At 68.1% G+C, this 12463-nt stretch carries 8 protein-coding genes; 5 read left to right on the top strand and 3 right to left on the bottom strand.

Features of this window, described 5'->3' with window-relative positions; genetic code table 11:
* The first annotated feature begins 18 nt into the window (after positions 1-18).
* Positions 19-1341: a glutamate-1-semialdehyde 2,1-aminomutase gene (locus tag OPU70_RS06630; protein ID WP_498557378.1), complete on the top strand. Its 1323-nt coding sequence runs from the start codon at positions 19-21 to the stop codon at positions 1339-1341.
* A 45-nt stretch (positions 1342-1386) separates the two neighbouring features.
* Here OPU70_RS06630 and OPU70_RS06625 read toward each other — a convergent pair whose 3' ends face one another.
* Positions 1387-2790, bottom strand: coding sequence for an HNH endonuclease signature motif containing protein (locus OPU70_RS06625; protein WP_498557377.1), 1404 nt, complete (start codon positions 2788-2790; stop codon positions 1387-1389).
* Positions 2791-2934: 144 nt separating this feature from the next.
* Between OPU70_RS06625 and OPU70_RS06620 the strand changes: the two genes are divergently transcribed.
* Entirely contained in the window at positions 2935-3384 is a 450-nt protein-coding gene (locus OPU70_RS06620; protein WP_056374511.1) for a hypothetical protein, read from the top strand.
* 79 nt (positions 3385-3463) lie between these two features.
* Here OPU70_RS06620 and OPU70_RS06615 read toward each other — a convergent pair whose 3' ends face one another.
* On the bottom strand, positions 3464-5383 hold the full coding sequence (locus OPU70_RS06615; RefSeq protein ID WP_498557376.1) for an ATP-binding cassette domain-containing protein: 1920 nt from the start codon (positions 5381-5383) through the stop codon (positions 3464-3466).
* Positions 5384-5504: 121 nt separating this feature from the next.
* Here OPU70_RS06615 and OPU70_RS06610 point away from each other — a divergent pair, with 121 nt between their 5' ends.
* From OPU70_RS06610 to OPU70_RS06600, 3 genes are all read left to right on the top strand, one after another.
* Positions 5505-6566 (top strand): enoyl-CoA hydratase/isomerase family protein, encoded by a 1062-nt coding sequence (locus OPU70_RS06610; RefSeq protein WP_498557375.1) that lies wholly within the window; start codon positions 5505-5507, stop codon positions 6564-6566.
* 200 nt (positions 6567-6766) lie between these two features.
* Complete coding sequence (locus OPU70_RS06605) at positions 6767-8494, top strand: ABC transporter ATP-binding protein (RefSeq protein ID WP_079113675.1); 1728 nt, start codon at positions 6767-6769, stop codon at positions 8492-8494.
* Complete coding sequence (locus tag OPU70_RS06600) at positions 8491-10734, top strand: ABC transporter ATP-binding protein (RefSeq protein ID WP_498557374.1); 2244 nt, start codon at positions 8491-8493, stop codon at positions 10732-10734. Before OPU70_RS06605 ends, OPU70_RS06600 begins: the two co-directional genes overlap by 4 nt.
* Positions 10735-10819: 85 nt before the next feature.
* On the opposite strand, the gene OPU70_RS06595 is transcribed toward OPU70_RS06600, so the two are convergent.
* Complete coding sequence (locus OPU70_RS06595; protein ID WP_498557373.1) at positions 10820-12457, bottom strand: D-alanyl-D-alanine carboxypeptidase family protein; 1638 nt, start codon at positions 12455-12457, stop codon at positions 10820-10822.
* Positions 12458-12463: the final 6 nt, after the last annotated feature.

The raw sequence follows: 12463 nt of genomic DNA, 5'->3' as shown, positions 1-12463 counted from the left end.
ATCGCTGAGGAGTGTGCTGTGACCGACCGCAATGATGACCTGTTCTCCGCTGCCCGCACGGTGATCCCCGGTGGTGTGAACTCGCCCGTGCGCGCATACGGTTCGGTCGGAGGCACGCCGCGCTTCCTCGCATCGGCCGCGGGTGCGACGGTGACCGATGCCGCAGGCAACGAGTACGTCGACCTCGTCGCGTCGTGGGGTCCGGCCCTGCTCGGCCATGCGCAGCCTGAGGTCGTCGCCGCCGTGCAGGAGGCGGCCACTCGAGGACTCTCGTTCGGCGCCCCGACCGCGGGCGAGGTCGAACTCGCTCAGCTGATCGCGGATCGTGTGCGGTTCGGGGAGACCCGGCCCATCGAGCGAGTGCGCCTCGTCTCGACCGGCACAGAAGCGACGATGACCGCGATCCGCCTTGCCCGCGGCGCCACCGGACGCGACCTGCTGGTCAAGTTCGCCGGCCACTACCACGGTCACTCCGACGGTCTCCTCGCCGCGGCCGGTTCCGGCGTCGCGACTCTCGCTCTGCCCGGCTCCGCGGGGGTGCCCGCGCCGATCGCCGCGCAGACCCTCGTGATCGACTACAACGACCCGGGCGCGCTCGAGGCCGTCTTCGCCGAGCACGGTCCGCGCATCGCCGCGGTGATCGTCGAGGCCGCAGCCGCGAACATGGGTGTGGTTCTGCCGCTGCCAGGGTTCAACCGGCTGCTGGCCGAGACCGCACACGCTCATGGCGCGCTGTTGATCCTCGATGAGGTGTTGACGGGCTTCCGCGTGCACCCCGCAGGCTTCTGGGGGCTCCAGGCCGCGGCCGGCGAGGACTACCTGCCCGACATCTTCACGTTCGGCAAGGTCGTCGGCGGAGGAATGCCCCTGGCCGCTCTCGGTGGACGCGCTGAGGTCATGGACCTGCTGGCACCTCTCGGCCCGGTCTACCAGGCGGGCACGCTCTCGGGCAACCCGCTGTCGGTCGCCGCCGGCCTGGCGACTCTGAGGCTCGCGACCCCTGAGGTCTATGCGACCGTCGATGCCGCCGCAGCCAGGGTCTCTGGCGCCCTGGACGCCGCTCTCGCGGACGCAGGTGTCACCCACGCCGTCGCGCACGCGGGAAACCTCTTCAGCGCTTCGTTCCGCGCTTCAGCGCCTCGCGACTATGCCGAGGCCCAGGCCCAGGAGTCGTTCCGGTACGCGCCGTTCTTCCACGCGATGCGCGAGCAGGGCGTCGCGCTGCCTCCGAGCGTGTTCGAGGCCTGGTTCCTGACTGCCGCGCACGGCGAGGAAGAGCTTCAGCGCATCGAAGCGGCGCTCCCGATCGCGGCCGAGGCCGCTGCCCGCGCACAGGCGTAAGCTGCACGATCCCAGGTCTGAGACGGACTAACGGCGTGACGAACGTCAGACGAACATGACTCGTCGTGACGGTGAGTCCCGATAGGTGCGGCCGAGTGGGCTGAACCAGTCGATCGTGCCGTCGGGAAGCTGCTGCGCCGTCCAACGATGGTCGTCAGCGACGTCTGGATGCTTGAGAGAGTGGTGCCGCGCGCACAGATGGGCGAGGTTGTGGATCTCGGTCCGCCCGCCCTTCGCATGATCGAAAGTGTGATCGATCTGGCACCGATGCGCCGGCATCCTGCAGCCGGGGAATCGGCAGTGTTGATCTCGCGCACGGAGGAACCGCCGCATGGGTTCTGTCGGCCGGTAGGTGTCGGTCTCGACGACAAGTCCGGTCGGATCGAGGAACAACCGGGACCATCCGCCGTTGCGGCCCGCGAGATCGCGGGCGATATCGGGGTGCAGCGGCCCGTGTCCGTCGAGCTGCGCGGGGCGATCGTCGCACCCCGCGAGCGTGGTGGCGGCGACTGTGACTTGGATGCGCCCCTGGATGTTGTCGAGTCCTGAGCCGTTTGCCGCGCTCGGATCGGAGGCGAGCAGGAGGTCGATCAGCAGATCTGCCCGCACCTGATCGATCGTGCGGGTGTCGGACGGGATGTGTTCGACCGTGGGGCCGGTCGGATCGGTTGTGAAAGTCCCGTCGCCGAAGATCGCGTAATCGTCGCGCGACGGGTCGTCTTGCGCGATGTCGTCAGGATAGATCGGATTCTCGCCGTCGTCCATCGGATCGAGCGTCGGCTCACGGTCGTTCCGCCCGGCGATGACGACGTGCGCGAGTCGGGTGAGTCGGTCGAGGATCGCCGTCGCGAGATGTTCGGGGAGCACGACTGTCAGCACACACAGACCGTCTCCTGCCGGGCGTACGGTGACGGTGCGCTCCGACTTCGAGCGCGCATGGCGCTCGGCGACCGTGGAGCCTGCCAGGACGGCGGCCAGCTCGCGCAGGTGCGCTCGTGTTCGTGCAGGGGTCTCCCGCTCGGCCACGATGACCGCGACCGTGGCGTACAGCGGCAGCACATCGGCATCCGCTCGCCCGTTGTTGACCGCCTCCCGGACCACTCCTGCGGCCCGCACGATCTCGCGGACATGCGCCGCCGTGATGCGGCCGGCCCTGAAAGCCGAACGCACACCGGGGTGGCTGGCGGCGAGGAAGCCGGCATCGGTGAACGCGTATTCGACGCTGCCCTGAGTGAGGCGGCCGGCCGCGGAGTACTCCGCGATCATCGACCTGTGGATGGCGTCGCGGTGGAACGGGTTCTCGTCGGAGTCAGACCGGCTCAGGCGCATCCGCTCGGCAAGAAGATCGGACGCCTCGGCTTCGAGGCGTGCGATCTGTCGCCGCTTCTCGACCCACGAGTCGAGCAGCGCAGCGCGTTGCTCGAGGTCGGAATCGGTGGCGGATGGCATGCTCCGACTCTAGTAGATTTGTTCGAAGGTCGAGCAGAACATCGGAATGGAAGAAGGTGGAATCGTGGGAACCGACAACGGATCGTTGCCTTCCTGTGAACAAGACACAGACATCTGGAAGGGTGCCGCTGGCAGACTGGACGCATGGTGACGTTGCTGCTGGACCAGACGCAACTCGAGATCGTGCTCTCGCCGATCGAACGTGCGGCGAGCTTCCACCGCGACAATGTGAGGCTCGTGCGCGACACCATCACCAAGGTCCAGCTGATCGACGACGCATGGACCTGGTTGCGTGGCGTGCCGAATCCGGGAACGCACATCCCCGGGGTGCTCGCCGCCGGAACGTGGAAGGCTGCGGGCAGCGTCGACTTCGTCCTCATCCGCCGCCGACGTCCCAGCGTCGTCATCGACCTCTCCGGTGACGAGCAGTACCGACGACTGATCCTCACGACGAGGCACGGCCTCGCTCTGACCCAGGCGCTCCGACTCGACGTGTCGGATGAACCGGCAGACGTCGAGGAGATCGTGGCCACATCGCCCACGCCGGTGTCGAAGGGGAGTCGCCGTCCGGTGATCCGCCCACGGCCCGCCTGAGCGATCCGAGAACGAGCGAACGCCCTCCGCAGCCTCACGGCGCGGAGGGCGTTCGCGTCGGTGCCCTCGAGGGGTGACCTCAGGAGCGGTCGTGCTCGCCCTCGTGGTGCTCGTGGTGCGCGTCCTCGTGGTGCTCGTGGTGCTGGCCCTCGTGCTGCTCGTGGTGGTCGCCCTCGTGGTGCTCGCCCTCGCGACCGTCGTTCGCCTCGGGAGCGGCATCCGCCTCTGTCTCCGCCTCTGCTGATGCGTCGACTTCTCCGAGCGGGTAGTCCTTGGGCTCGTCCTCGTAGTACGCGCGTGCAGCGGCGGCGAGCATGGAGGTGACGGCAGCCGAACGAGGGTCGTCGTCGCCAGACGCTTCAGCCGACGCGTCATCCGACGATTCGTCGGACTCGTCGGACTCGTCGGACTCGTGTGCCTCGGCGAAGAACTCGACTCCGGAGTGCTCGCCGGTGCCGTCTTCGTTCGCAGTCTGGTCTGTCGCGTCAGCGACGTGACCGTCGGTGTCGTCGCTGACGCGGGCGTCGGTGTGGTCGGCGGCATGAGCGTCCGGCGCGTCTGCCGGGGCGGTGCCGAAGAGGATGTCGTCGAACGACGGCTGGGCGTTCGCCGCTTCGGCGTCCGCGGGCGTCTGCGGCTCGGTCGATCCGCCTGCCGGGTCATCATCGCCGTGGGCGTCCTCGCGGCCCGCATGCGCGGCCTCCGAGGCGACGTCGGCCGCATCTTCCGCGTCGTTCGCATCCGAGGCATCGGCCGCATAGCGGAGCTCTGCCGCGGCGTACTCGACGTCACGAGCCGCATCCGCCGCATCAGCCGCGTCGTCGGCCTCGGCATCCGCCGCGTCGGCCTCTGCGCGGGCGGCGTCGGTCGCGTCCGCATCGGATTCGGAGAGAACCGACGCATCCGCATCGGTCGCAGCTGCATAAAACTCGGACACATCGGACCCCGCGACATCCTGCGCCTGAAGGGTCTCGGAATCGGCGTGGTCGGAGTCGGCCACGTCCGACGACTCGGATGGCGCCGCGAAATCGACGGCAGGCGCTCCGGCATCCGCGACCGGCGCTGCGGAATCGACCGGCGCGGCGGTGATGGCCTGCGGCGCGAGCCTGCCGCCGCGGACGAGCTCGATGAAGACGTCCTCGAGAGTGGGGCCGCGCTGCACCAGGGTGGCGAGGGCGATGCCGGCCGATGCCGCGATGGCGCCGACGGCTCCCGCGTTGCTGCCGCGAACCGTGAGACCCGATCGGAGCACCTCGACCTCGAGGCCCGCTGCCGAGAGCGCGGACTTCAGTGCGGCACGATCCGCCGCGTCGACCACGACAGAACCGGCAGAAGGGTCGGCGAGCGTCTCGATGCCGCTCGAGAGAACGAGCTGGCCCTTCGAGAGCACGAGCACGTGGTCTGCGACCTGTTCGATCTCGCTCAGCACGTGCGAGGAGACGAGAACCGTGCGGCCCTCGTCGGCGAGGCGACGCAGAAGGAGGCGGATCCAGCGGATGCCCTCCGGGTCGAGGCCGTTGGCCGGCTCGTCGAAGACCAGAGCGCCGGGGTCGCCGAGCAGCGCGTGTGCCACGCTCAGCCGCTGACGCATTCCGAGCGAGAAGCTGCCGATGCGACCTTCAGCCTCGTGCTCGAGACCGACCAGCGAGAGGACCTCGTCGACACGCGAGAGCGGGATGCCGTTGGCCTTGGCAGCGATCGTCAGCTGGCGTGAGGCCGAGCGGCGAGGGCGATACGCGGTCTCCTCCAGGACGGAACCGATCGTGCGCAGCGGGTGACGCAGCTCTGCATGCGAGACTCCGCCGATCGTGGCGGTGCCGCTCGTGGCGCGCACCTGGCCGAGGAGGATGCGCAGGGTGGTGGTCTTGCCGGCGCCGTTCGGGCCGAGGAAAGCGGTCACGACACCGGGCTCGACTCGCGCGGAGAAGTCGGACACCGCCGTCACGTCGTTGAAGCGCTTCGTGACGTGCGTGAACTCGAGCACCTGTCCGTCGGGCATCTGCGACCTCTCGTTGCAGTGGGCAGTTCTGTCTATCCTGCCGGAAAAGCCGCAGGATCGTGCATTTACCCTACGAACGCGGCCGGATGCAAGGGTCCGTCGACCGGGTAGCCTGGCACCCGTGACCGAATCCAGCGCTGCTTCCCGGGTCCTCGTCCACACCGAAGGGGCCCTCGGCAGGCTGACCCTGAACCGGCCGGAAGCGATCAACGCGCTCGACCCCGGGATGATCCAGCAGCTGACCGAGGCCCTCGAGCGTTGGCGCGACGACACCGATGTGCAGATCGTCGTCATCGACGGCGCGGGCGACCGAGGCATGTGCGCCGGGGGAGACGTTCGCGCACTGCATGGGCAGATCGTGGCCGGACGCACTGAGGAGACCGCCGAGTTCTTCCGCGCCGAGTACGCGTTGAACGCGATGATCGCCGAGTACCCGAAACCCATCGTCTCCATCGCCGACGGCATCACGATGGGCGGCGGCGTCGGCCTGTCGGGTCACGCGGCCATCCGCATCGTCACCGAGCGTTCCCGGCTGGCGATGCCCGAGACGCGCATCGGATTCACCCCCGACGTCGGCGGCACGTGGCTGCTGGGGCGGATGCCAGGGCGATTCGGGGAGTACTTCGGACTCACGGGCTCGACGATGAACGGAGCGGATGCGGTGCTGCTCGGCTTCGCCGACCACTTCGTGCCGTCCGATCGGCTCGATGCGCTGCGCGAGGCGCTGGCCTATCGTGCCGACCCGACCGGGCCGGCCGAGATCGTGCTGCTGTTCGACGAGACCCCCGAGCCGTCTGCGCTCCCGGCGTCACGCGAATGGATCGACCGCGCGTTCTCGTCCGACACGATCGCGGAGACCGTGTCGCGGCTCCGTTCTGAGGAGGCTGCGGATGCCGCGGCGACCGCGGACCTGCTCGAGAGCCTGGCGCCGACCGGACTCGCCGTCACCCTCGACGCCGTCAGGGAGGCACGCCGACTCCCGAACCTGCGCGCCGCTCTCGAGGGCGAGTACCGCCGCGTGATGTGGTTCGTGACGCAGCATCCCGATCTGGTCGAGGGCATCCGCGCGCAGGTCGTCGACAAGGACCGCAATCCGAAGTGGAACCCGGCGACCATCGCCGAGCTCCCGTCGGATGCCGGTGCTGAGGCTCGGGATTTCGTGCCCGAACGCTCGCTCTTCTGAGGTATTTCGATATATCTGCGGTTGTTCGCCGCGGTGCATAAACCGCTGGCCGCGGGCCAAATGGTTCGCTGTCAGCGAAGGTCCGCCCATCGGGGGATACGAATGTCCGAAGTTCATGCCACTCTTGCTTGTGCGCGATCGTCGGCCTGCGTCCGCCCGTCGGGAGATCCGCCGATTCATCCTTCCTAGAAAGTCCGCCTGTGCTGGGAAAAATCCTCCTCCGTTATCTCGCCCGCTATAAATGGCTGCTCGCGGCCGTCCTGGTGTTCCAGTTCGCCAGCGCGCTCGCCACCCTCTACCTCCCGCGCCTGAACGAAGACATCATCAACAAGGGCGTCGCCCAGTCGGACACCGACTACATCTGGCGCACCGGTCTCTTCATGCTCGCTGTCTCGCTCGGGCAGATCATCGCATCGGTCATCGCCACCTACTTCGCCGCCCGTGCGTCCATGGGTGCGGGCCGCGACATCCGCGCCGACGTCTTCGCCAAGGTCAGCGGATTCTCCGAGCGTGAGGTGTCGCAGTTCGGTGCAGGCTCCCTCATCACGCGCAACACGAACGACGTGCAGCAGGTGCAGATGCTCGCGATGATGGGCGCCACCATGCTCGTCACCGCGCCGCTGCTCGCGATCGGCGGCATCATCTTCGCCGTGCAGACGAACATCGGTCTGAGCTGGCTCATCGCCGTGTCCGTGCCGCTGCTGCTGATCGTCGCCGGGCTCGTCGTCAGCCGCATGGTTCCGCTGTTCCGCAGCTACCAGGGCAAGCTCGACACCGTGAACCGCGTGCTGCGCGAGCAGCTCACCGGTGTGCGCGTCGTGCGGGCCTTCGTCCGGGAGAGCATCGAAGAAGAGCGCTTCCGCGGAGCCAACACCGACATCATGGTGGTCGGCCGCAAGGTCGGCTCGCTGTTCGTGCTGCTGTTCCCGCTGTTCATGCTGATCCTCAACGTCACGATCGTGGCAGTCGTGTGGTTCGGCGGCATCGAGGTCAACAGTGGCACGGTGCAGGTCGGCACGATCTTCGCGTTCATGCAGTACATCGGTCAGATCATGGGCGGCGTCATCATGGCCAGCTTCATGGCGATCATGATCCCGCGCGCCGCGGTCTCGGCCGAGCGCATCGGCGAGGTCCTCGACACGCAGTCGAGCATGGAGCGTCCGGCGAACGGCGTCACCGACTTCCCGACGCCCGGCTCGGTCGCCTTCGACGACGTCGAGTTCACCTACCCCGGGGCCGACTCTCCCGTGCTCAAGGGCATCAGCTTCGCTGCAGAGCCCGGCGAGACCGTCGCGATCGTGGGGTCGACCGGTGCGGGCAAGACGACACTCGTGTCGTTGATCCCGCGACTCTTCGACGTCTCGGGCGGAGCCGTCCTCGTCGGCGGCACGGATGTCCGCGAGGCGGATGTCGAATCGCTGTGGGCGACGATCGGTCTCGTTCCGCAGCGCCCGTTCCTCTTCACCGGCACGGTGGCGTCGAACCTCCGCTACGGCAGAGAGGACGCGACCGACGAAGAGCTCTGGCATGCCCTCGAGATCGCACAGGGCCGCGACTTCGTCGAGGAGATGCCGCAGGGCCTCGAATCGCGCATCACGCAGGGCGGCACGAACGTCTCGGGCGGACAGCGTCAGCGTCTGGCGATCGCCCGCGCGATCGTGCGTCAGCCGCAGATCCTGGTGTTCGACGACTCGTTCTCGGCTCTCGACCTCACCACCGACGCCCGATTGAGGCAGGCGCTATGGCGTGAGCTGCCGCACGTGACCAAGATCGTGGTCGCGCAGCGCGTCTCGTCCATCACCGATGCGAACCGCATCGTCGTGCTCGAAGGGGGCACCATGGTCGGCGTCGGCACGCACGAGGAGCTCCTCGAGACGAGCACCACGTACCGAGAGATCGTCGAATCGCAGCTGGGGGTGGACGCATGAGCGAGCAGAACACGCCCCAGACCCGCCGCGGGCGCGCAGCCAAGGCGACGGCCGCGACCACTGCGGTCGAGCCCGAGATGACCGAAGAAGAGAAGTACGAAGCCGAGCTCGCCGAGAAGGCGCGCCAGGACGGCGGCGGCTGGGACAGCGTCGCACCCGGCAAGGCCGACAACTTCGGCAAGAGCTTCGGTCGGATGATCGGGCTGCTCAAGCCGTCGGCCGTGTGGTTCATCCTCGTGTCGATCGCCGGCGCCGTCGGCGTCGTGCTGACGGTCGCCGCGCCGAAGGTGCTCGGTGAGGCCACGAACCTCATCTACAAGGGCTTCATCTCGGTGCAGCTCGCGCAGGCGAAGGGGGACTTCCCCGGATTCCCCGCCGGCACCCCGCAGGACGATGTCGTCGCCGCGCTCCGTCAGGGCGGGCAGGACGACTTCGCCAACCAGGTCGAGGCTCTCGGCAGCTTCAGGGTCGGTGACGGAGTCGACTTCGACGCGCTGCGCTGGGTCATCATCGCCGTGCTGGCGATCTACATCACCGCAGCCTTCCTCAGCTGGCTCCAGGGCTACGTGATCAACGTCATCATGGTCCGCACCATGTGGCGCCTTCGCGAAGCGGTCGAGGCGAAGATCAACCGCCTGCCCCTGTCGTACTTCGACAAGGTGCAGCGCGGAGACCTGATCTCCCGTGTGACCAACGACATCGACAACATCACGCAGACCATGCAGCAGTCGCTGTCCGGTGCGATCACGGCCGTTCTCACCGTTGTGGGAGTGCTCGTGCTGATGTTCTCGATCTCGTGGCAGCTCGCGCTCGTCGCGCTGGTCGCGCTCCCGCTCATGGGTGTGATCTTCGGTGTCATCGGCCCTCGGTCGCAGAAGGCCTTCGGCACCCAGTGGCGCAAGGTCGGTCGCCTGAACGCCCGCGTCGAAGAGGCTTTCTCCGGCCACGCGCTGGTCAAGGTCTTCGGTCGCGAGCAGGATGCGCTGGAGAAGTTCAAGGACGAGAACGAGGAGCTGTTCCAGGCGAGCTTCAAGGCGCAGTTCCTCTCCGGCATCATCATGCCGGCGATGACCTTCGTCGGCAGTCTCACCTATGTGGGCATCGCCGTGCTCGGCGGTCTCATGGTCGCTAGCGGGCAGCTGCGTCTCGGAGACGTGCAGGCGTTCATCCAGTACTCGCAGCAGTTCACGCAGCCGCTGTCGGAGCTCGGTGGAATGGCCGCGGTCGTGCAGTCGGGAACGGCGTCGGCCGAGCGGGTGTTCGAGCTGCTCGACACCGAAGAGCAGGAGGCCGACGCCGCAGATGCTCCGAAGCTCGCCGACGGCAAGGGCGTCGTGGAGTTCGAGAACGTCGCGTTCTCGTACACGCCCGAGCGTCCGCTCATCAGAGACCTCTCTTTCCGGGTCGAGCCCGGTCAGACGGTCGCGATCGTCGGTCCGACCGGAGCGGGCAAGACGACGCTCGTCAACCTGATCATGCGGTTCTACGAACTGAACGGCGGGCGGATCCTGCTCGACGGTCAGGACATCTCCGAGGTCACGCGCGAGCAGCTGCGCTCACGCACCGGCATGGTGCTGCAGGACCCGTGGCTGTTCGCCGGCAGCATTCGCGAGAACATCCGATACGGACGCTCCACGGCGACCGACGACGAGGTTCTCGAGGCGGCGAAGGCGACGTATGTCGATCGCTTCGTGCGCTCCCTCCCCGAGGGCTACGACACGGTGCTCGACGAGGACGCGTCGAACGTCTCGGCGGGTGAGCGTCAGCTGATCACGATCGCGCGAGCGTTCGTCGCTCAGCCGTCGATCCTGATCCTCGACGAGGCGACGTCGGCGGTCGACACCCGCACCGAGGTGCTGCTGCAGCACGCGATGGCGGCGTTGCGACAGGGACGCACCTCGTTCGTGATCGCTCACCGACTGTCGACGATCCGCGACGCGGACCTCATCCTCGTGATGGAACACGGCGACATCGTCGAGAAGGGCACGCACGACGAGCTCATCACGGCGCAGGGCGCGTACTGGCGCCTCTATCAGTCGCAGTTCGAGCAGGCAGCCACCGACATCGACGCAGAGGACGCACTCACGGGTTCGACCCCTGTCGTCGTCAGCGGCGACGCCGAAGAAGCTGCGGCGGCAGCACAGGTCGGGGTCTCGGTGGGGGCGCAGGTTCCTGCCGCCGAAGCCGCTGCGGCACAGTCCGTCGTCGAACGCTCGGACGACGGGGGCCAGAAGGGCTGATCCGCCCGACGGCCGACCCGCACGACGGCCGAGAAGCAGAATGCCCCGACTCCCGTTCATCCGGGGGCGGGGCATTCTGCCGTCGTCAGCGCTGAGCTTCGGTGATGCCGAGGAGCTCGAGCGGATGGGTCAGGCGCCACCACGGGCTCGGGGCATCGACGTCATCGGCGAGCGACAGCGACGTCGTCACCGTGTTCAACGGTCCTGAGCTCGTCAACGTGCCGACCTCGTCGCCCGACTCGCGGTTGTCGCCCAGGGAGAAGTCCGTCGAGGCCTCGGCCATCGCGCCGTTCCACAGCACGATGTCGGCATCGGCATCCGTCACCACATCGGCGGTCGCGCCCCACGGCGTCGTGACCGTGCCGACGACCGTGCCGGCCGCGACAGCGGGGGCCTGCTGCTCCAATGCCGTCTCGACCTGCGAGAACAGCGAACGGGTCTGGGCGAGGCGCTGCTCATCGTCGGCCTGCCCGAGAACCGACGCATAGAGGTGCACGGTCGTGTCGTCGATTGTGATGACCTTCGCGGTCAGCAGGTTCCAACTGTCGCCGAGCGTGCCGGTCTTGACCCCGACCACGCCAGGATCCGCCAGCATCCCGTTCGTGTTCACCACTGTGCCGGCGCCCGGAAGATCGACAGACGGAGTGCCGACGATGCCGGCGAACACGGGGTTCTGCATCGCCAGTTCGGCCAGCGCGACGAGCGACTCCGGCGTGGCCGTGTTGCGGGCGTCGAACCCCGATGGGGTCACGATCGTGATGCTGTCGAGGCCACGGTCGCGCAGCCACACCTCCGCCGCAGCGGTGAACGCCGAGGGGGAGCCCCAGATCTCCTGAGAGAGACGGTCGATGTAGTTGTTCGCCGAACCGAGCAGCGTTCCCTGCAGGAGCTGGAACTCGGTGAGAGTGCCGCCCACGGGCACGTCGAGCGCCGACTGGTCGGAGCGGCGGTAGTCCCAGTACGCCAGGTTGTCCGCCCGCGTGAACGAGAACTCCGGGCCCTGCTCGCCCACGGCGAGAGGCATCCGATCGAGCACCATCAGACTCGAGACCACTTTGGTGACGCTCGCGATCGCCGCCGCATCGAGCGATGACGACGTCGTGCCGATGCCGCCGATTCCCACGGCGGCGCTTCCCTGGGTGGGCCAGGTGATGGCGGCTGCGGGCGCGGCGACCGTGGAGAGCTCCACTGCCTGCACGGTCGGCGCCACCTCGTGCAACGGCCACAGCATGGCCGACCCGACATAGGTGCCGAGCAATCCGACGAGAACGCCGAGCGGGACCAGCACGCCGGGGCGGGTGATCGCCGGGCGCAGATGCGCTCCGGTCAGAAGTGCGCCGCCGCTCGCGGCGGGAGGCGTGTCATCGAGCGCCTCGGTTGCCGGGTGCCGCGCCACTTCGACCGCGTCGACCCACGTCAGGGGCGTCCCACCGCTGGCGCCCTCTGCCCACTGGGCGTGGGGAGTCGTCTCGGGAGTCTCGAGAGCCGCCTCGAGAGCGATGAGTCCGGGGGCGTCGTCAGCATCTGATCTGGGTGCCGCACCCGTCGTGCCGGCCGACGAGACGTCGGCATCAGGAAGCGCCGCAGTCGAACCGGCGGGCTCCGACGAGTCAGCCGCGGCACCGGCAGGCGCTGACGCATGAGGCGCTGTCGCATCGGGCGTCGACGCATCGCCCGCAGGAACGGCGGAGGCGGTGGCCTCGGCGGAGTCAGGAGCGGTCACCCCCTC

Source organism: Microbacterium sp. SWDP-B6 (assembly GCF_059803615.1).
This window is presented reverse-complemented; position numbering and strand designations above follow the sequence as displayed.